Genomic DNA, 19,615 nt, shown 5'->3' on the forward strand with positions numbered 1-19,615 from the left:
CGGCCTGGACCTGGTCGTCAACGTCGACCCGCCGCCGTCAGCGCGACCAGCCGCCGGGCCAGCTCCAGCGCGGCCGCCGCCCGCGACCCGTACCCGGGCACGGCGCCCAGCAGCTTGCTCTGCGGCAGCGAGCGGAAACGATCCGCCAGGGACTCGACGGCTTCGACCAGGGGGTCCACGTCCAGGGGCGCTACGTCGTGGGGCTCTATGTCATGCATGGCAGCGAGCCTAGGCGAAAAGCCGCCGGGCCCCGGAGCGAGTCGCTCCGGGGCCCGGCGGCAGTGGTTCACGAAGGAAGGGACCGTCAGTCGTCGCCGCGCAGGATCGCGATCAGCCGCAGCATCTCCACGTAGATCCAGACCAGCGCCACGGTGAGCCCGAAGGCGGCCCGCCAGGACTCCCGCTGCGGGGCGCCCTGGGCGATGGCCTCCTCGATCTCCGCGAAGTCCAGCGACAGGAAGAAGGCGCCCAGGCCGATGCCGATCAGGCCGACCACGATGCCCAGCGGGCCGGAGCGCAGGCCCATGTCGGCGCCGAAGGCCATCGCGATCATGTTGACCAGCATCAGCAGCACGAAGCCCAGGGCGATCGAGATGCCGATCCGCTGGTAGCGCGCGGTGACCCGGATCCGGCCGCTCTTGTAGGCGAACAGCGTCGCCGCGAAGACCGCCGCCGTGCCCAGCACCGCCTGGATCACGATGCCGTTCAGCATGGTGTTGGCTGCGTGCGACACGGCGCCCATCGCGAAGCCCTGGAGGGCCGCGTAGGTCAGGATCAGCGGCGGGCTGACGCTGCGCTTGAAGGAGACCACCAGGCCGAGGACCGTGGCCACCAGGCTGGCGCCGATCGCGAAGCCGAAGTTCTCGAACGGCAGCGCGAACCAGGCCACCGCGCCGGCGACGACCAGCGTCAGCAGCGTCATGGCGGTGCGGGCGACCACGTCGTCCAGCGTCATCCGCCCGGTGGCCGCCGGGCCCGCCGAGGGCCCGTTGTACAGCTCGTAGAGCTGCTCGTCGGTCATGGGCTGGCCCTGCGCCTGCTGCTGGGCGTAGGGCGTACCCGCGTAGGGGTTCTGGCCGTACTGGTTCTGGCCGTGCTGGGTCCCGGCCTGCGCGGTACCGAACCCCGCGTAGCCGGAGTCGCGGGTGAAGGACCCCTCCCGCGAGAAGACCGGGTTGCTGCTTCTCATTGCTCATTCCCTCCGTGGCGGCACTGCACCGCCCATGCACAAGGGTAATGGCTTGGCAAAAATTCCGGGATACGCCGCGAGGAGGATCCGGTGAACAACGACCGGCGGGGACGCCGTCGCGCCCCCGCCGGGTGATCGGTGCCCGGAGCCGGACTCGAACCGGCACGGCCTCGCGGCCAAGCAGTTTTAAGCTGCCCGTGTCTGCGTTCCACCATCCGGGCGTCTGTGGGACCCCCTTGAGCCTAGTCTCCCGGATCACCCTTTCGCATGTTCCCAGCCCCGGAAGTTGTCATGTTTCCTTGCCATCTGACGAACTGTCCGGGATTCGGCCACGAAGGATATCCGTTCCGGCCATCCGTCCGCCTCAGGGTTCACGTCATACCGCAGGAGGAGGGGGTCGCCCGCCCCTACGCCCAGCGGTGGTAGGACCAACCGTCCGGCGGAGCGACGCAGAACCATGATCACGTCGCGGAGCATGGAGGTACAAGTCCGCGAGCACTAGGAGTCCCCGTGACCACGTCGACCGCAACCGCCGTCCGCACCGGCCTGGCGGCCGCCCGAGCCACCGGCCTGAACAAGGTCTACGGGGAGGGGGAGACCCGCGTCGTCGCCCTCGACAACGTCAGCGTCGTGTTCCCCCAGGGCGAGTTCACCGCCATCATGGGCCCCTCCGGCTCCGGCAAGTCCACCCTCATGCACTGCATGGCCGGCCTCGACACCGTTACCTCCGGCTCCTCCACCATCGGCGACACCGAGCTCGTCGGCCTCAAGGACAAGCAGCTCACCCAGCTGCGCCGGGACCACATCGGCTTCATCTTCCAGGCCTTCAACCTGCTCCCCACGCTGACGGCCCTGGAGAACATCACCCTCCCCATGGACATCGCCGGCCGCAAGGTCGACAAGCCCTGGCTCGACCGCGTCGTCGACACCGTCGGCCTCTCCGGCCGCCTCAGCCACCGGCCCTCCCAGCTCTCCGGCGGCCAGCAGCAGCGCGTCGCCTGCGCCCGCGCCCTGGCCGGCAAGCCCGACATCATCTTCGCCGACGAGCCCACCGGCAACCTCGACTCCCGCTCCGGCGCCGAGATCCTCTCCTTCCTGCGCAACTCCGTGCGCGAGCTCGGCCAGACCGTCGTCATGGTCACCCACGACCCCGTCGCCGCCTCCTACGCCGACCGCGTCGTCTTCCTCGCCGACGGCCGCATCGTCGACGAACTCCACCAGCCCACCGCCGACACCGTCCTGGACCGCATGCGCCGCTTCGACGCCAAGGGCCGCACCAGCTAGTCCGGCGCAGCAGTCGCAGCCCGCTCACCGACCTTCCCAGGACACCCCATGTATCGCACCGCACTGCGCAACGTGCTGGCCCACAAGGGCCGGCTGCTGATGACGGCCCTGGCCGTCATGCTCGGCACCGCCTTCGTGGCCGGCACCATGGTCTTCTCCGACACCTTCGGCAAGGCCATGCGGGACAGCAACTCCAAGAGCTACTCGGACGTCTCGGTCCAGGTGGTGGACCGCGCGGCCGGCTCCAACGCCTCCGCCCGGCAGAAGAGCGAGGGCGGCTCCGCCACCCTCACCGACGCCACCGTCCAGCAGCTGGCCGCCCTGCCGGGCACCGCCGGCGCCCGCGGCGTGGTCAGCGGCTTCACCGGCGTGGCCGACAAGAAGGGCAACCTGATCGGCCAGGTCTGGGCCGCCAAGGGCGCCAACTTCGCACCCGGCCAGGACGGCAAGGACCCGCGCTACCCGATGGCCGAGGGCCAGGGCCCGAAGGCCGCCAAGGAGGTCGCGCTCGACCGCAAGACCGCCGACAAGGCGGGCTACAAGGTCGGCGACACCGTCCGGGTCGCCGCCAACGGACCGGTGATCGAGGCGAAGCTCACCGGGATCTTCACCACCGACGACCCGGTGGTGAACACCGGCGGCTCGCTCACCCTGTTCGACCGGGCCACCGCCCAGCAGACCCTGCTGGAGCCCGGCCGCTACAGCAGCGTCGTGCTCACCGCCAAGCCCGGCACCAGCCAGGACGTACTGCTCGCCCAGGCCCAGCCCGTGGTGCCCTCCGGCCACCAGTTCGACATCGAGACCGGCGCCAAGCTCAAGGCCGACGAGCAGGAGATGATCACCAGGAGCACCAGCAGCATGCGCACGATGCTCCTGGTCTTCGCCTTCATCTCGCTCTTCGTCGGCATCTTCATCATCGCCAACACCTTCACCATGCTGGTCGCCCAGCGCACCAAGGAGCTGGCCCTGATGCGGGCCATCGGTGCCAGCCGCAAGCAGGTCACCCGGTCCGTGCTGATCGAGGCGCTGCTGATCGGCACCGTCTCCGCGGTGGCCGGTCTGGCCGCCGGCATCGGGATCGGCGCCGGGATGCAGTCGCTGATCGGCGCGATGAACGAGAACATGCCGAACGGCTCGCTGGTGATCAAGCCGCTCACCGTCGTGGTGACGGTCGTGGTCGGCGTCCTGGTGACGGTCACGTCGGCCCTGCTGCCCGCCATGCGCGCCTCCCGGATCGCCCCGGTGGCCGCGATGAGCAGCGGCGACCAGCCGGTCTCCCAGAAGAGCCTGGTGGTCCGCAACACGATCGGCTCGGTGCTCGCCGGCGGCGGCCTCGCCCTGATCGGCTACGGCGCCTCCACCGGCAACGACAGCGGCCGGCTGCCGGTCGGCCTGGGCGCCTTCCTGGCCCTGATCGGCGTGTTCGTCCTGCTGCCGCTGCTCTCCCGTCCGGTGGTCGCGCTGGTCGGCCCGCTGCTGCGGCTCGGCGGCACCCCGGGCAGGCTCGCCCAGCGGAACGCGGTGCGCAACCCGCGCCGGACCGCGGCCACCGCCGCCGCGCTGACCATCGGTCTGACCCTGGTCACCGGGCTCACCGTGATCGGCGCCTCGGTCAACGACACCATCGACCGGGCCGTCACCGGCTCGATGAAGGCCGACTTCATCGTCGGGGCCGCCAACGGCATGAGCCTGTCCGCGCAGGTGCCCGCCCAGATCGCCAAGGCCCCCGGGGTGGCCGCCTCCTCGGCGATGACGACCGCGTACTGGGAGCTCGACGGCACCAGCAGGACGGTCAACGGCCTGGACGCGGCCGTCCTGGACCAGCTCGCCGACGTCGAGCTGACCAGCGGCTCCACCGCCGGCTTCGGCCAGGGCCAGCTGCTGCTCGACGAGGACGCCGCCAAGAAGCTGAACGCCACCACCGGCTCGGTGCTGACCGTGGCCTACCCGGACGAGTCCACCGGCAAGGTCACCGTCGGCGGCGTGTACAAGACCGGCGGCATGCTCGGCCCGGTCATGCTGGCCAACAGCGAGATCGCCAAGCACGAGCCGAAGCCGTACATCTCCGACGTCCTGGTCAAGGGCAAGGACGGCGCCACCGACGGCCTCAAGCAGGCCCTCAAGGACGCCACCGGCGCCAACCCGGTGATCGAGGTGAAGTCCAAGCAGGACGTCCGGGACGAGTTCAGCCAGACCATCACCTTCGCGCTGAACCTGATGTACGGCCTGCTGGGGATGGCGGTCCTGATCGCGATCCTGGGCGTGGTCAACACGCTGGCGATGTCGGTCTTCGAGCGCAAGCGCGAGATCGGGATGCTGCGGGCGATCGGCCTGGACCGCGGCGGCATCAAGCGGATGGTCCGTCTGGAGTCCGTGGTGATCTCGCTGTTCGGCGCCGGCATCGGCCTGCTGCTCGGCTGCTTCATCGCCTGGGCGATCAACGGCACCCTGAAGTCCAGCCTCTCCGGCCTGACCACGGTCCTGCCGTTCGGCCAGCTGGCGATGTTCCTGGCGCTGGCCGGGGTGGTCGGCCTGGTGGCCGCGATCTGGCCGGCCCGCCGGGCGTCCAAGCTGGACATCCTGGAGAGCATCAAGACCGACTGACCGGTCCCGGAACGAGAGAGGTCCCCTGCCGGAGGGTTCGGCAGGGGACCTTCTACTTCTGTACTCCGCCCGGTCGCACGTCCGGCTGAGCACCACGGAGGTCGTGGTCCGGCAACGCTGCCGGGCGGAGAGCCTCCGACTCATACCCCGGTGCTCCCACACCGGGGTCTCAGTCGCTTACTTGCTGGCGAGTTCCTTGTCGGCGGCCGGCTTGGCGGCCTCGACGGGCTTGGTGGGCGGAGTGACCTCCTGGATGGGAAGCTGCGGCTTCTCCATCTGGGCGAGGCCGACCATCTCGCGCTTGAGGAACATCGCGAGGGTCCAGTCGGTGAAGACGCGGACCTTGCGGTTGAAGGTCGGCACCATCGCACCGTGGTACAGGCGGTGGAACCACCAGGCCGGACGGCCCTTCAGCTTGTACTTGCCGAAGAGGATCGCCACGCCCTTGTGCAGGCCGAGACCGGCGACCGCACCCAGGTTCTTGTGCTTGTACTCCTTCTGCGGGAAGCCGCGCATGCCGGAGATCACGTTGTCGCCGAGGACGACGGCCTGACGGCTGGCGTGCTGGGCGTTCGGCGGGCACCAGGCGCCCTCGCCCGCGGCGAGGTCCGGCACCTGGGCGTTGTCGCCGGCGGACCAGACGTAGTCGAAGCCCTGGACCTGGAGGGTCGGCGCGGTGTCGACGTGGCCGCGCGGGCCCAGCGGCAGGCCGAAGTTGGCCAGCACCGGGTTCGGCTTCACGCCGGCCGTCCACACGATGGTGGAGGCGTCCATCTCCATGCCGTTCTTCAGCATGACGTGGCCGTCGACGCAGGAGTCCATCGAGGTCTCGATGTAGACCTCGATGTTGCGCTCCTCGAGCTTCTCCTTGGTCCACAGACCGAGGTCCGGGCCCATCTCGGGGAGGATGCGGTTGGCCGCCTCGACCACCACGAAGCGCATGTCCTCGCGGCTGACGGTCTTGTACAGCTTGGCCGCGTCGCGGGCCATGTCCTCGACCTCGGCGACGGTCTCGATGCCGGCGAAGCCGCCACCGATCACCACGAAGGTCAGCGCCTTGCGGCGGATGTCCTCGTCCGTGGTGGACTCGGCCTTGTCGAGCTGGGCCATGACGTGGTTGCGGAGGCCGATGGCCTCCTCGACCGTCTTCATGCCGAGGCCGTTCTCCGCCAGACCCGGGATCGGGAAGGTGCGGGAGACCGAGCCGGTCGCGACGACCAGGTACTCGAAGGGCAGCTCGTAGCTGTCACCGGCCGCGGGCTGGATGGTGGCAACCTTGCGGGCGTGGTCGATGCCGGTGACGGACCCGGTCAGCACCTCCGCCTTCTTCAGGGTGCTGCGCAGCGGCGCGATGAGGTTGCGAGGCGCGACACTGCCGCCGGCCGCCTCGGGGAGGAAGGGCAGGTACGTCATGTACGACCGCGGGTCGACGACCGTGACGGTCGCTTCGCCGTAACGCATCTTCTTGAGGATGCGCATCGCGGCATACAGGCCGACGTAACCACCGCCGACAATGAGGATGCGAGGACGCTCCGTGGTGCTCATATCCGAAAGTATCCAGCACCGTCCGGAGCAGCCTTCGTGAGCCCGGTCACAAGTTGACGGACCCCCCGTGCTACACTGCGCGGCCGCAAAACCGGGCCCGGCGCGGTGGCCCCCACCCCTGGGCGGCCCCGCGCGAACGCACGGCGGAGCACCACCGGCCTGAGCAGCAACGATCCGCACAACGCCCGGGTTCCCGCACGTGATTTCGATTTTCAAACCTCAAACGAGGCCTGACCTGCGATCCCATGGGCCACCCGGCCGACGGGCCTTCGGTCCCACATTTCGGACGTAGTGGGCGGGCCGGTGCGGCGAATGGCCGGATCCCCATGTGAAGAAATTCACGAACTTTCCCACCCGCGCTCGGGCGCGCCCCGGCCCCGGCCCCCCGAAAGGGGTGCCGGGGCCGGTCGGGTAAGCCCCGCACGGGGTCAGGAGGCGATACCGAAGGCGATTCCGTCCAGGATGTCGTGCTCGCTCACGACCACCTCGGCGGCGCCGGTGCGCTCCATGATCTCCAGCAGTTCCAGCGCCCCGGCCGCGATCACGTCCACCCGGCCCGGGTGCATCGACGGGATGGCCGCGCGCTCGGCGTGGGTGGCGGCCAGCAGCTCCCGGGCGATCCCGGCGACCCGCTCCCGGCTGATCCGCGAGTGGTGGATCGCCGCCGAGTCGTAGCCGGGCAGGCCCTGGGCGATCGCGGACACCGTGGTGACCGTCCCGGCCAGGCCCACCAGGGTGGCCGCGCCGGTCAGCGGGACGACCTCCTCGGCCCGGTCCAGCTCGGCCCGCACGTGCGCCCGGGCGGCCTCGACCTGCGCCTCGGAGGGCAGCTCGGCGTCGCCGAAGTACCGCTCGGTGAGCCGCACGCAGCCGATGTCCACCGAGCGCGCCGCCTGCACGTCGTCCGTGCCGAGCACGAACTCGGTGGAGCCGCCGCCGAGGTCGAACACCAGGTACGGGCCGGGGAACTGACCGCCGGTCAGCTCCTTGGTGGCGCCCACGAAGGACAGCCGTGCCTCCTCCTCGCCGCTCACCACCTCGGGCTCGACGCCCAGGATGTCGCGCACGCCCTTGACGTACTCGTCGCTGTTCTCGGCGTCCCGGGAGGCGCTGGTGGCGACGAAGCGGACCCGCTCGGGGCCGACCCCGAAACCGGAGATGACCTCCTGGTACTCCCGGCAGGCCGCGAAGGTGCGGGCCAGCGCGTCCGGGTGCAGCCGGCCGGTCCGGTCCACGCCCTGGCCCAGCCGGTTGACGATCATCCGGCGGTCCAGGTCGGTGATCTCCCCGGTCCCCGGGTCGAGGTCGGCGACCAGCAGGCGGATCGAGTTGGTGCCGCAGTCGATCGCGGCCACCCGGGTCGCGCTCACTCGGACTCCCGCTCCGCCGCGGCGTCCTCGGCGGCCCGCTTCTTCGCGGCGCGCTCGGCGGCCTTCTGCTGCTTGGCGGCGATCACGGCCTCGTGGTCCTGCTCCTTGGCGCGGTTGCGGGCGACCCGCTCACCGGCCGCCTCGACCTCGGCCGGGGAGACGCACGGGCCCTTGGCCCACCAGTCCTCCAGCATGCCGATCGCCTCGTCGCCGAGCGGGTTGACGCCCTCGCCGGCCGCCAGCGAGTGGCCGACCAGCACGTGCAGGCACTTCACCCGGTCCGGCATGCCGCCGGCGCTCGGGAAGCCCTCCAGCACCTCGATCGCGTCGCGCCGGGCGATGTAGTCCTCGTGCGCCTTCTGGTAGGCGGCGGCCAGCTCCGGGTCCTCGGCGAGCCGGGCGCTCTGGTCCTTCATCACGCCCTCCGCCTCCAGGGTGCCGATCAGCGAGGCGGCCTTGGGGCAGGTCAGGTAGTAGAGCGTGGGGAACGGCGTGCCGTCCGGCAGCCGGGGAGCCGTCTCCACGACGTCCGGGTTGCCGCAGGGGCAGCGGTGCGCCACGCCGCGCAGGCCGCGCGGCACCCGGCCGAGCTGGGCGGCGATGGCCGCGACGTCGGCGTCGGAGACGGTGGGGTGGTTCTCAGTGGTCATGGGGGGAGGTGTCTCCAACGGGGGACGGTGGGAGGGGAAGGGGGGTGGAGGGGGGGGGGGGGGGGGGGGGGGGGGGGGGGCCGCCGCGGCGGTGTCGGCGGCGTCCACCGAGTCCCAGATGCTGGCGTACCAGGGCTTGGCGGCCTTCGCCTGGCCGGCGGCGCCGCCGGGCGCCGCGTTCGGCCCGGAGGCGGCCCCGCCCGCGGACGAGGAGGTCCTGGCGGAGGCCTGGCCGGCCGGGTCCACCGCGATGTACGGGGTCTCCCCCGGCACCGCGTAGTGCAGCCGGGCGCGGGCCTGCGCCTTGACGTACTCCGGGTCCTGCCAGCGGGCCTTCTCCCGGCGCAGCTGCTCGACCTGCTGGCGCGCGTGGTCGGCCTTCGCCCGCTGGGCGGAGATCTCGGCGCGCTGGGAGATGAACTGCCGCGTCGGGTAGGCGAGGATCGCCACCAGCGAGCAGAGCACCAGGACGAGGACGGTCGCCCGGCTCGTGAACCGGGGCCGGGCCGCCAAGCCCGGGATCCTCCAGCCAGCCATCTCCCGTATCCCCTCCTGGTCGCGACGGTGCCCCGCCGTCCACCCTACGGGGTGAACGGCGGGGCACCGGTCAGGCGTGCGCTACCGGGAGCGCTCAGCCCTCGTGGCGGAAGCGCGGGAAGGCGCCGCGGCCGGCGTACTCGGCGGCGTCGTCGAGGATCTCCTCGATGCGCAGCAGCTGGTTGTACTTGGCGACGCGCTCGGAGCGGGCCGGGGCACCGGTCTTGATCTGGCCGCAGTTGGTGGCGACGGCCAGGTCGGCGATGGTGACGTCCTCGGTCTCGCCGGAGCGGTGCGACATCATGCAGCGGTAGCCGTTGCGCTGGGCCAGCTCGACGGCGTCCAGGGTCTCGGTCAGCGAACCGATCTGGTTCACCTTCACCAGCAGCGCGTTGGCGGTGCCGGTCTCGATGCCGCGGGCCAGACGGGCCGGGTTGGTGACGAACAGGTCGTCGCCGACCAGCTGGACCTTGTCGCCCAGCTTGTCGGTCATGGCCTTCCAGCCGGCCCAGTCCGACTCGTCCAGCGGGTCCTCGATGGAGACCAGCGGGTAGGCGGCGACCAGCTCGGCGTAGTACTCGATGAGCTCGGCGGCGGTGAGGTCCTTGCCCTCGAACCGGTAGGCGCCGTCCTCGTAGAACTCGGAGGAGGCGACGTCCAGGGCCAGCGCGACGTCACGGCCGGGCACGTAGCCGGCCTTCTCGATGGCCTCGACGATGAGGTCCAGGGCCTCGCGGTTGGAGTCCAGGTTCGGGGCGAAGCCGCCCTCGTCGCCCAGACCGGTGGACAGGCCGCGCTCCTTCAGCACGCCCTTGAGCGTGTGGTAGACCTCGACGCCCCAGCGGACGGCCTCGGAGAAGGACTCCGCGCCGATCGGGGCGATCATGAACTCCTGGATGTCGACGTTGGAGTCCGCGTGCGACCCGCCGTTGAGGATGTTCATCATCGGGACCGGCAGGACGTGCGCGTTCGGGCCGCCCAGGTAGCGGAACAGCGGCAGGTCGCTGGCCTCGGAGGCGGCGTGCGCGACGGCCAGCGAGACGCCCAGGATGGCGTTGGCGCCGAGCGAGGACTTGTCCGGGGTGGCGTCCAGGTCCAGCATGGCCTGGTCGATCAGGCGCTGCTCGGTGGCGTCGTAGCCGACCAGCTCCGGGCCGATCTGCTCGATGACGGCCAGGACGGCCTTCTCGACGCCCTTGCCGAAGTAGCGGTTCTTGTCGCCGTCGCGCAGCTCCAGCGCCTCGAAGGCACCGGTGGAGGCACCCGACGGGACAGCGGCACGACCCGTGCTGCCGTCGTCGAGGCCGACCTCGACCTCGACCGTGGGGTTGCCGCGGGAGTCGAGGATCTCACGGGCTACGACGACATCGATGGACGGCACGAGGCATCTCCTTGCGAGAGCAGGGTCCGGTCTGACGGTGGTGCTGCCAGCAGGACGATTGCGGAGTCGTTACGACCAGAGCCTAACCGCCCGGGCTGCCGTGGCCGCGTCGGCCTCGGTCCCGTCTCACCGTGTGGCCCTGCTACCCACCGGTAGTTCACCTGCTTGTCCCAGCTTGTCCCACCGGAGCGGGCGAATGCGGACGAAGGGGACCGGTAGGACCGGCCCCCTTCGGACGGCGGGGTGGAGCGGCGTCGGTGTCGAGCGCTCCGGCGCGGCGGCGGGCGCCCCCGGCGGCGGGTGCTCCCCGCTTCGGGGCACCACCGGCCGCGGGGCGCTGCCGGCCGCGGGCGGTCCCGGCGTCGGGTGGGGCGGCTCAGCCGAGGTGCAGCACCTGGCCGGGCATGATCAGGTTCGGGTCGCCGCCGACGGTGGAGTGGTTCTGCTCGTACAGCGCGCTCCAGCCGCCGGACACGCCCTGCGCGGCGGCGATGGTCGACAGGGTGTCACCGGCACGGACGGTGTAGTCGTGGCCGGCGGCCTGCGGGGCCTGCTGCGCGGCGCGCGGGGCGTACTGCGGCTGGGCGGCGGCCTGGCCGGCGTACTGCTGGTAGATGCTCTGGTGGCTGGTCCAGTACCAGCCGCCGTTGTTCTGGTACCAGTACACCTTGGCGTCGGCGTCCCAGCCGGCCTTGCCGGAGAAGCCCGGGGTCTGCGGCTGCGCCTGCTGCTGCGGGGCGACCTGCTGGACCGGCTGCGCGGCGGGCTTCTGGGCCGGCTTCTGGGCGGCGGGCTTCTGCGCGACCGGCTTCTCGGCCGGCTTGGCGGCGGGCTTCGGGGCCTGCTGCTTGGGGGCGGACTGCGGCTTGGCGTCCGAGGAGGTGTCGACCGAGGCCGGGGCACCGCCCTTGGTCAGACCGGCCTTCTGGGAGCAGACCGGCCAGGCGCCCGGACCCTGCGAGGCCAGCACCTTCTCGGCGACCGAGATCTGCTGGGCCTTGCTGGCCTGGTTGGCCTGCGCCGCGTAGGCGGTGCCGCCGTACGCCTTCCAGGTGCTGGACGTGAACTGGAGGCCGCCGTAGAAGCCGTTGCCGGTGTTGATGCTCCAGTTGCCGCCGCTCTCGCACTGGGCGACGGAGTCCCAGGTGGAGGCCGGGGCGGCGGAGGCGCCGGTGGCGGTGAGGAGCGGCATCGCGAGTCCGACGCCGGCCACACCGGCGACGGCGATGGCCTTCTCGGCCTGGGTGCGACGACGGTGACGGCCAGTTCCAACGAACAGCATGAAGAGGTCCCTCTCCGTACGCCTGCGAGGTGAGCTGTCGGGTTCGGACCGGGAGGTGGCCCGGCCGCCGTAAGCGGAAACGATTCCGCTCGGGCGGCTTCACCCCAAGCCGTGGGGAGACGGCAACAAACCTGGTTCCCCCGCCCCTGCCCAGGGTTCTGGTCGGTTTCCCGTGACGCGGCGGGCAGGATTCGGCGTTCCGCGTACGAGGTCCGCAGCTGCGAACTCCAGGGAGAGTAGACAGATCATCAGACCAATCACAAGCTCATATCACCGATATCACACAACAATTACGGCCCGTGTCCGATCGCCTACCAACAGCGGCGTTATGTCCGGATTGATGGGTGTTCACACCCCCGTCGGCGGGCGATCGGCGACCTCCCGTCAGCGTGATCTCAGCAGGTCGGAGGCGTCGAAGAGGCATCCGGAACGGGGTGCGGAGGGGCGTGCGGGGAACGGCTCTCCGGACTGAATTCCACCGGGAGTTCGCGCAGGCCACGCATGATCAGACCACCCCGCCAGCGCAGATTCTCCGGGCTTTCCGCGAGCCGCAGATCGGGCAGCCGGGAAAGCAGCGTGGCCAGCGCGGCACGCCCTTCGAGCCGCGCCAGCGGAGCGCCGATGCAGTAGTGGATGCCGTGCCCGAAGCCCAGGTGGGGGTTGTCCTTCCGGGCCAGGTCCAGGGTGTTCTCCGCCGCGAACCGGGCCGGGTCGCGGTCCGCCGCGGCCAGCACCACCAGCACCGGGTCGCCGACCGGGATGTCCACCCCACCGATGGTCAGCGGACGGGTCGCGAACCGCCAGGTCGCCAGCTCCACCGGCCCGTCGTAGCGCAGGAGTTCCTCGATCCCGGTCTCCAGCAGCGCGCTCTCCCCGCGCACCACCGACTCCTGCAGCAGCCGGCGCTGCTCCGGATTGCGCAGCAGCGCGTAGGTGCCGTTGCCGATCAGGTTCACGGTGGTCTCGAAACCCGCGAACAGGAGGATGAAGGCCATCGCCGCGGCCTCGTTCTCGGTCAGGTGCTCACCGTGGTCGCCGGCCCGGATCAGGCCCGAGATCAGGTCGTCCCCGAGGTCCGCCCGCTTGCGGTGGATCAGCTCCAGCAGGTACGCCCGCATCCGCTTCACCGCCCGCCCCACGCCGCCGCGTTGGCCCCCGCCGTGGCGGATCATCATCCCGGCCCAGTCGCGGAAGTCGTCCTGGTCCTCGGCCGGCACCCCGAGCATGTCGCAGATCGCGTAGATGGGGAGCGGGAACGCGAACTCGTGGATCAGGTCCGCCGAACCGCGCTGCGCGAAGCCGTCGATCAACCGGTCGGTGAGCTGCTGCACCCGCGGCTCGAACTCGGCCACCCGGCGCGGGGTGAACGCCTTCGACACCAGCCGGCGCAACCGGGTGTGGTCCGGCGGGTCGATGTTCAGCAGGTGGGTCATCAGGTCCGCCTGCCGCTCCCCCGGGATGCCCACCCGGCCGGTGCGGTGCGCCTGCCCGCTGTGGTGCGCCGGGTTCTTCGACAGCCGGCTGTCCGCGAGCGCCTGCCGGGCGTCCGCGTACCTGGTCACCAGCCAGGCCTCCACCCCGCTCGGCAGGGTGGTGCGGTGCACCGGGGAGTGCTCGCGCAACCAGGCGTAGGCGGGGTACGGGTCGGCGGCGAACTCCCAGGTGAACAGCTGCGGGGCGGGGGCGTCGGACGACGGGGCGGCGGGCCGGGCGGGGTCGGGCTGAGCTGGCATGGACCGACCGTATCCGGTGCGACGGGCGCGCCCTCCCTCCGGCGGGGCGCCGCTTCCCCGCCGCTCCTCCGCCGCGCTTCCGCGACCGGACGCGTCGGGCACGCCAACACTCCGTGGCCGGTCCGTGGCCGGTCCGTGGACAGCTCTTGGCCGACTCTTGGCCGCGGGGCGGGCGTGAGCCTGGTCACCTGAGGGGTAATCCCTGTTGCGGAGGGTCAGGACGTGCCTACGATCCTCCGCAGTACGCGTGGGCGCCGGTGCGGTGTCGCCCACAGGGAGGAGCAGACCATGCGGGTCAGCGGGTCAGTCGTCGTCATCGCGGTCCTCGACGGCGGGTCGGGCGCGGGCCTCGCCCGCCGGTTCGCCGCCGCCGGCACCGCCGGAATGCTCATCGCCGACCAGTACGCCGGCATCGCCGAGGACCTCGCCGCCGAACTCGACCGGCCGGGCTGCCCCGTCGTCGGCGTCTGCGGCGACATCCGCCGCCCCAGCGACGTCGCCGCCCTCGTGGACACCGCCGAGAAGCACCTCGGGCCGATCGACCTGTTCGCCGTGGCCGGCCCCGACGGCGAGCGGATCATCTCGCTGGCGGACCTGCCCGACCACCTCGACCTGGAGCGGCTCGCCGAACTCGTCCTCCTCGTCGGCGAGGCCATCGGCGAACTCGTCCCGCCGCAGCGGCGCCCCGAGCGCACCGCCACGGCGGCCTGAGCGCCTACTCCCCGACCGGACCGAGGCCCTCGGCCGCGCGCACCGCGTCCCGGTAACCGCGCGCGGCCGACCGCAGCGCGGCGTCCACGTCCACCCCCGCGTCATGCGCCCGCTGCACCACCGCGAGCAGCAGCCGGCCCGCCGAATCGGCCGTCAGCTCGGCCGGCAGCCCGTACGCCTCGTCCGGCACCCCCGTGAAACCCGCCCGGCGCACCCGCGACACCAGCTTCGCCGCGTACGCCAGCGAGGGCAGCCCGGCCGGCACGCCGTCCAGCACCGACTCGCGGTCCGCCTTCTCGGCCGCCTTCAGCTGCTCCCAGTTCGCCTCCGCCTCGGTGGCGCCCTCGACCTCGACGTTCCCGAACACGTGCGGGTGCCGGTACATCAGCTTCTCGACGATGTCCCCCGCCACGTCGTCGACGGTGAACGGCTCCGTCGGGTGGTCCTCGGCGATCCGGGAGTGGAAGAACACCTGGAACAGGACGTCGCCCAGCTCCTCGCGCAGCGTCTCCCGGTCCCCCGCCTCGATCGCCTCGACCAGCTCGTACGCCTCCTCGACCAGGTACTTCACCAGGCTCTCGTGCGTCTGCTCGGCGTCCCAGGGGCAACCGCCCGGGGAGCGCAGCCGGTCCATCACCGTCACCAGGTCCAGCAGCCGCGACCCCGGCAGGTCGTACGAGCCGGGCAGCACCTCGATCTCCGGCACCTCGCCGGCGTGCTCCACCGCCAGCCGCGCCAGCGCGTCGGTCAGCCCCGGGTCCCCGTCCGGGCTGCCCAGCCACACCGTCGGCCCGGTCCCCGCGGGCTGCCCCGTCAGCAGCCGCGCCAACGCGGGCGCCGACCCGGCCGGCACCGCCTCCACGACCACCCCGGCCTGCCGCACCGCCGCCACCTGCGGATGCCCCTCGTCCCCCACCAGCACCCGCCCCGCCGACCGCAACGCCTCCCACGCCGGCCACGCCAGCAGGCCGGGAGCCACCCGGTGGGTGGTGGTCAGCAGGATCAACTTCGCGCCCGGAGTCTCCGTCGGCACAGCATTCGTCGTCACCCCCCGAACCTACCTCCGCACCCCCACCCCGGGCCGGGCCGGGAAGCCACCACCCCGCTGTCCCCACCCCGCCCGCACGCGCACAGGAAGTCGGCCCGGCCGACTTCCCACTCCCACCCTCACCGGTCGGCACCCGCACGGGGGACCGCCACATCCGCGCGGTCGTCCAGCGACTGGCGGGCCAGAGCCGCAACCGGCCACGGAGGACGGAGGAGCGCAGGAAGTCGATCCGGCCGACTTCCCACTCCCAGCCGCCCCGCACCGGTCGGCGCCCGCACGGGGGGAACGCCACGCCCACGCGGTCATCCGGCGGCCGGTGCGCCAGAGCCGAACCGGCCACGGAGGACGGCGTCCAGGAGGGGGAAGGCGCCGGGTGCTGGCGTGGCGGTTGCCAGCGGTTGGCGTGACAGCCGACAGCATGCACACGGCGCCTCGAACCCGGCCCGACACAGCCGACGGACCCAGCCGCCTTGCCAGTCACCGCGACGGTCCCAACAGCGCGGAGCCACCTCTCGGCATGACAGCCGACGGCACGCCCCGGCCGCCAACCGTCACACGGCGCTCCGGATTCGAATCGGCGCAGCCGACCGGACCCGACCCCCGTGCGGGCCATCGCGACGAACCCAACGATGCGAGCCTCCGGTCGGCAGGACGCCCCCGGCCACCAGCCGCCACATGCCGCTCCGAGCCCCGCACGGCACGGCCGACCGGACCCGCTCCCGTTGTGGGCCGCCACGGTTGGCCCGCCGATGCGAGCCGTCGATCGCCACCCGCGACCGGTCCACGTCACCGGCACGGTGCCGCCCAGTCGACGGCAGCTGAGGCGGCCGCTCCCCCGTCCCGGTGCGTGCCAGTCCCGAAACCGCACTCCTGCGGCAGATGGCTCCGGTCGTCCAAGGGCGGGCGGCCGGATCCATGGAGCCGCCGCTGCCGCACCGGCAGCGACGGCTCGGTCCTGCCCCACAGGTCGTCCGGCACCGACCACTGCGGTCCCCTCCCCTTGCCTGCCCGATGCCCCGCTCGCTCAGCGGCGGGTGCCAGGGGCGGCGGTGAGAGTACGGGTGAAGCGGTCCCCTCCCCACAGCCCGCCCGACACCCCGCCCCCTCAGCGGCGGGATGGGAGCCAGGGGGCGGCGGTGAGGGTGAGGGTGGAACGGTCTCCTCTCCACGGCCCACCTGACGAGCCGCTCCCTCAGGGGCGGGGCGGGAGCCAGGGGTGGCGGTCGGGGTGAGGGTGGAACGGTCCCCTCCCCACAGCCCACCCGACGCCGCGCCCCCTCGGTGACGGGGCGCGGTCCAGGAAGCGGCGATGAAAGTGAGGGTGAAGCGGTCCCCACCCCACAGCCCGCCCGACGAGCCACCGCGTCGGTGGCGGGATGGGAGCCAGGGGCGGCGGTGGGAGTGGGGGTGGAACGGTCTCCTCTCCACGGCCTGCCCGATGCCCCGCCCCTCAGGGACGGAATGGGGGCCAAGGGGCGGCGGTGGGGGTGAGGGCGAAGCGGTGTCCTCCCCTCGGCCCGCCCGACGAGCCACCGCCTCAGGGGCGGGGTGGGGGCCAGGGGGTGGCGGTGGGGGTGAGGGTGGAGAGGGATTGGCGGAGGCGGCGGACGGTGGGGTGGTGGGGGCCGTCGCGGCGTTCGCGTTCGAGGAGGAGGGGGAGGAGCCACTGCCAGGCGTTCTGGGGGTCTCCGGTGGCGGCGAGGTGGAGGCCGATGCGTTCGCGGAGGTCGTAGCCGCGCTCGGGGTCGGTGTCGAGGCCGGATTCGAGGCGGGTGGTGTGGGCGGTGAGGAGGGCCTGGTACTCGGCGAGGGCTTCGGGGCCGTGGCCGAGCCGGTCGAGGCAGATCGCGGCGCGGTAGCGGTGGTCGAGGCCCTGGGGGCCGTGCGGGCCGCCGTCGGCGGTGGCGGCGAGGCGGCGGTACTCGGGGAGGGCCTGCTGGGGGTGGCCCTCGTGCAGGAGGGTGCGGGCGTAGATGCTGCGGATGGTGCGCACCAGGGGTGCGGCGTCGCCGAGTTCGGCCTCGGCCCGGGGCAGCAGGCGGGCGGCGAGGCCGAGTACCTCGGTGTGGCGGCCGGCGTCGACCAGGTCGGAGAGCCGGGCGCACTCGGCGCCGAGGTCCGGGCCCGCGGGAACCGGGGGTGGGGTCGGAGGGGTCGAAGGCGCGGGCGGGATGAGGAAGGGTCGCGGCTCGGAGCGGACCACCGACGGCGGGGCGGCCGGGGCAACCGGGGCGGCCGCCTCGGCCGGCGGCTGCGGCTGGTGCGGGTAGCGGAAGGGCCGGGCCGGGTCCGGCAGCGGGGTGTAGCGGGGCTGCGGGGCGCCGTGGGCCTGGGGCAGCAGCGGGAGCAGCCGCGCGTACACGGTCCGGGCGTCGGCCGGGCGGTCGGCGGGCTGCTTGGCGAGCAGGTCGAGCACCAGCTGTTCCAGCGGCTGCGGCACCTCGGGGCGCAACTCCCGCAGCGGGACGGGCGGTTCGTCGACGTGCCGGCGCAGGACGCCGAGCGCGGTGGGGGCCCGGAACGGCTCCTCCCCGGCCAGCATCTCGTGCAGCAGGCAGCCGAGTGCGTAGAGGTCGCTGCGCGGGTCGGTGGTGGCGGCGAGGGCCTGTTCGGGGGCCATGTAGGAGGGGCTGCCGACGGGCACCCCGGTGAGGGTGAGCCGGGTGGTCTCGGTGTCGAGGGCGGTGGCGATACCGAGGTCGAGCAGGACGGTGCGGCCGTCCTCGCGGACCATGACGTTGCTCGGCTTGAGGTCGCGATGGACCACCGGGATGGCGTGGACGGCGGCCAGCGCGGTGCACAGCTGCGCGGCGACGGCCGCCGCGCGCTCGATCGGGAAGGGCGCGTCCTCGGCGATGAGGTCGGCCAGGCTGACGCCGGGGATGCGCTGCATGACGAGGTAGAGCTCGCCCTCGTCCTCGCCCGCGTCGAAGACGGTGACCAGCCCGGGGTGGTCGAGCGCGGCCGTGACCCGGCACTCGCGCAGGAAGCGGCGGCGCAACTCGTCACCGTGGCGGGCCCGTTCGCCACCGGAGCCGGTCCCGCCGGGGACCAGGTGCTCGGGGCGGAGCAGCTTGACCGCGACCGGGCGGTACAGCCGTTCGTCCTGGCCGGCCCAGACCTGGCCCATGCCGCCGTGGCCGATCTTCTCGGTGAGCCGGTAGCGGCCGGCGATCAGCCGAGTGGCGGTCACGGCCGGTCCTCGCGGGCCTGGCGGCGCAGCAACTCGCCCAGCTCGCGCAGGTCGTGGGCGGTCTCGGGGGCCGGGGTCACCGGGCCCTGGGCGGCGGGAGCGGGTACGCCGTACCCCGGTACGGTCGCCGCGTACGGCGAGACGTCGGGCACCGCGTACGGCGAAACGGCCTGCGGTACGCCCGGCGGTACGGCCTGCGGCGCCGGCCGCCCGGCCAGCCAGACCGCGCGGCTGTCCATCACCAGGAAGTGCGCCGTCGGCAGGAGCCAGAGCACGGCCAGGGTGATCGAGCCGGTGGTGTCGGCGGCCGGGTTCTTCAGGGTGCCCGCGATCCCGGCGGAGACGATCATGGTGAGCAGCAGCGCGCAGAACACCGCCGCGCCGAGGATGTCGTACGCCCGTCGGCGCCGGACCGCCAGCAGCAGCGAGGGGACGGCCCCGAGCAGACCGAAGGTGAGCAGCGGGGCCAGCGCGCAGAGCACCCGCGCGACCACCCCGAACCGCCCGGGTATCGGAGCCTGTCCGGCCACCGCCACCGGCCGGGGCAGTCCGCCCGGCACCGTGCCCGGCGCCGTTCCCGGCGCGTACCCCGGCCCCTGCCCCGGCCCCTGCCCCGGCCCCGGCCCGTACGGCGTTCCGCCGGGCGGCGGTCCGAACTGCCCGGGGTACTGCCCTGACATGCGCGCTCCTGAGCTGGTGAGGACCGGCACCGACGGACGGTGCGAACGGCTGCGCCCACCGTACCGCCAGGCCCGGTCGCCCCGGAGGGCTTCCGTCCGCCTGCTGCCGCATTGGTATCACGCCGGTACCGCGCCGGTACTGAGCCGTGGTCACCTCCGGAACGGACCCCGCCCCACCCTCGGCCACCGCCGTCCACCGGAGCGGACACGACGCCGACCCGAGGACGGGCCCCGGGGCGGGACCGGTCGTCCACGTCGGAGCCGCACGCCGCCTCGGGGTGCGTGCACCGCTGGGAGGTGTGCCCTACTCCGGCGGCGCCAGGGCGCCGGTCGCCAGGGCGTCGGTGGCGGCCCGGGCGAGGCCGCGGCCGAGGGCGGCGGCCTGGGTGAGGGCGGCGTCGAAGGCGG

General features: G+C 72.7%; 14 protein-coding genes, 1 tRNA gene, 1 pseudogene and 1 riboswitch. Of the genes and pseudogenes, 3 read left to right on the top strand and 13 right to left on the bottom strand.

Annotated features, from left to right (window positions below):
- Nucleotides 1-17: 17 nt before the first annotated feature.
- The 3 genes from AE652_RS46410 to AE652_RS15515 form a co-directional block, all read right to left on the bottom strand.
- Nucleotides 18-218: a hypothetical protein gene (locus AE652_RS46410; RefSeq protein WP_159028458.1), complete on the bottom strand. Its 201-nt coding sequence runs from the start codon at nt 216-218 to the stop codon at nt 18-20.
- An 86-nt stretch (nt 219-304) separates the two neighbouring features.
- Nucleotides 305-1,189 (bottom strand): Bax inhibitor-1/YccA family protein, encoded by an 885-nt coding sequence (locus tag AE652_RS15510; protein ID WP_049651963.1) that lies wholly within the window; start codon nt 1,187-1,189, stop codon nt 305-307.
- Nucleotides 1,190-1,328: 139 nt separating this feature from the next.
- Nucleotides 1,329-1,410: transfer RNA gene (locus AE652_RS15515), tRNA-Leu, on the bottom strand.
- A 289-nt stretch (nt 1,411-1,699) separates the two neighbouring features.
- Between AE652_RS15515 and AE652_RS15520 the strand changes: the two genes are divergently transcribed.
- Nucleotides 1,700-2,473, top strand: coding sequence for an ABC transporter ATP-binding protein (locus AE652_RS15520; RefSeq protein WP_049651964.1), 774 nt, complete (start codon nt 1,700-1,702; stop codon nt 2,471-2,473).
- A 48-nt stretch (nt 2,474-2,521) separates the two neighbouring features.
- Complete coding sequence (locus tag AE652_RS15525) at nt 2,522-5,077, top strand: ABC transporter permease (RefSeq protein WP_049651965.1); 2,556 nt, start codon at nt 2,522-2,524, stop codon at nt 5,075-5,077.
- 177 nt (nt 5,078-5,254) lie between these two features.
- On the opposite strand, the gene AE652_RS15530 is transcribed toward AE652_RS15525, so the two are convergent.
- The 7 genes and pseudogenes from AE652_RS15530 to AE652_RS15555 form a co-directional block, all read right to left on the bottom strand.
- Nucleotides 5,255-6,622, bottom strand: coding sequence for an NAD(P)/FAD-dependent oxidoreductase (locus AE652_RS15530; protein ID WP_049651966.1), 1,368 nt, complete (start codon nt 6,620-6,622; stop codon nt 5,255-5,257).
- Between the two features lie 428 nt (nt 6,623-7,050).
- Nucleotides 7,051-7,992 carry a Ppx/GppA phosphatase family protein gene (locus tag AE652_RS15535; protein WP_049651967.1) on the bottom strand — a complete coding sequence of 314 codons (942 nt, stop codon included), beginning with the start codon at nt 7,990-7,992 and terminating at the stop codon, nt 7,051-7,053.
- Entirely contained in the window at nt 7,989-8,660 is a 672-nt protein-coding gene (locus tag AE652_RS48175) for a DUF501 domain-containing protein (RefSeq protein WP_079271855.1), read from the bottom strand. The genes AE652_RS15535 and AE652_RS48175 overlap by 4 nt, the downstream gene beginning before the upstream one ends.
- A 234-nt stretch (nt 8,661-8,894) precedes the next feature.
- Nucleotides 8,895-9,179 (bottom strand): annotated as a pseudogene (locus AE652_RS48185) (septum formation initiator family protein); the annotation flags it as partial.
- 94 nt (nt 9,180-9,273) lie between these two features.
- Nucleotides 9,274-10,560 carry a phosphopyruvate hydratase gene (gene eno, locus AE652_RS15545; RefSeq protein WP_049651968.1) on the bottom strand — a complete coding sequence of 429 codons (1,287 nt, stop codon included), beginning with the start codon at nt 10,558-10,560 and terminating at the stop codon, nt 9,274-9,276.
- A gap of 376 nt (nt 10,561-10,936) precedes the next feature.
- On the bottom strand, nt 10,937-11,842 hold the full coding sequence (locus AE652_RS49225) for a transglycosylase family protein (RefSeq protein ID WP_053112072.1): 906 nt from the start codon (nt 11,840-11,842) through the stop codon (nt 10,937-10,939).
- A gap of 5 nt (nt 11,843-11,847) precedes the next feature.
- Nucleotides 11,848-12,016, bottom strand: a riboswitch (cyclic di-AMP (ydaO/yuaA leader).
- Nucleotides 12,017-12,237: 221 nt separating this feature from the next.
- On the bottom strand, nt 12,238-13,575 hold the full coding sequence (locus AE652_RS15555) for a cytochrome P450 (protein WP_049651969.1): 1,338 nt from the start codon (nt 13,573-13,575) through the stop codon (nt 12,238-12,240).
- A 288-nt stretch (nt 13,576-13,863) separates the two neighbouring features.
- Here AE652_RS15555 and AE652_RS15560 point away from each other — a divergent pair, with 288 nt between their 5' ends.
- Complete coding sequence (locus AE652_RS15560) at nt 13,864-14,286, top strand: SDR family NAD(P)-dependent oxidoreductase (protein ID WP_049651970.1); 423 nt, start codon at nt 13,864-13,866, stop codon at nt 14,284-14,286.
- Between the two features lie 4 nt (nt 14,287-14,290).
- Here AE652_RS15560 and AE652_RS15565 read toward each other — a convergent pair whose 3' ends face one another.
- From AE652_RS15565 to AE652_RS48200, 3 genes are all read right to left on the bottom strand, one after another.
- Nucleotides 14,291-15,334, bottom strand: a complete 1,044-nt coding sequence (locus tag AE652_RS15565) for a MazG family protein (protein ID WP_049651971.1) — start codon at nt 15,332-15,334, stop codon at nt 14,291-14,293.
- Nucleotides 15,335-16,871: 1,537 nt separating this feature from the next.
- A complete protein-coding gene (locus AE652_RS15570; RefSeq protein WP_304414266.1) occupies nt 16,872-18,527 on the bottom strand; it encodes a serine/threonine-protein kinase in 1,656 nt (551 codons plus the stop codon).
- Nucleotides 18,524-19,207: a hypothetical protein gene (locus AE652_RS48200; protein ID WP_159028459.1), complete on the bottom strand. Its 684-nt coding sequence runs from the start codon at nt 19,205-19,207 to the stop codon at nt 18,524-18,526. Before AE652_RS48200 ends, AE652_RS15570 begins: the two co-directional genes overlap by 4 nt.
- Nucleotides 19,208-19,615 lie beyond the last annotated feature (408 nt).

This window comes from Kitasatospora sp. MY 5-36, from assembly GCF_001182915.1.
Lineage (GTDB): Bacteria > Actinomycetota > Actinomycetes > Streptomycetales > Streptomycetaceae > Kitasatospora.

Bases quoted from the DNA above. Each gene is read 5' to 3' on its own strand.
- AE652_RS46410 (WP_159028458.1), bottom strand. From the start codon at position 218: ATGCATGACATAGAGCCCCACGACGTAGCGCCCCTGGACGTGGACCCC.
- AE652_RS15510 (WP_049651963.1), bottom strand. From the start codon at position 1,189: ATGAGAAGCAGCAACCCGGTCTTCTCGCGGGAGGGGTCCTTCACCCGC.
- AE652_RS15525 (WP_049651965.1), top strand. From the start codon at position 2,522: ATGTATCGCACCGCACTGCGCAACGTGCTGGCCCACAAGGGCCGGCTG.
- AE652_RS15530 (WP_049651966.1), bottom strand. From the start codon at position 6,622: ATGAGCACCACGGAGCGTCCTCGCATCCTCATTGTCGGCGGTGGTTAC.
- AE652_RS49225 (WP_053112072.1), bottom strand. From the start codon at position 11,842: ATGCTGTTCGTTGGAACTGGCCGTCACCGTCGTCGCACCCAGGCCGAG.
- AE652_RS15555 (WP_049651969.1), bottom strand. From the start codon at position 13,575: ATGCCAGCTCAGCCCGACCCCGCCCGGCCCGCCGCCCCGTCGTCCGAC.
- AE652_RS15560 (WP_049651970.1), top strand. From the start codon at position 13,864: ATGCGGGTCAGCGGGTCAGTCGTCGTCATCGCGGTCCTCGACGGCGGG.
- AE652_RS48200 (WP_159028459.1), bottom strand. From the start codon at position 19,207: ATGTCAGGGCAGTACCCCGGGCAGTTCGGACCGCCGCCCGGCGGAACG.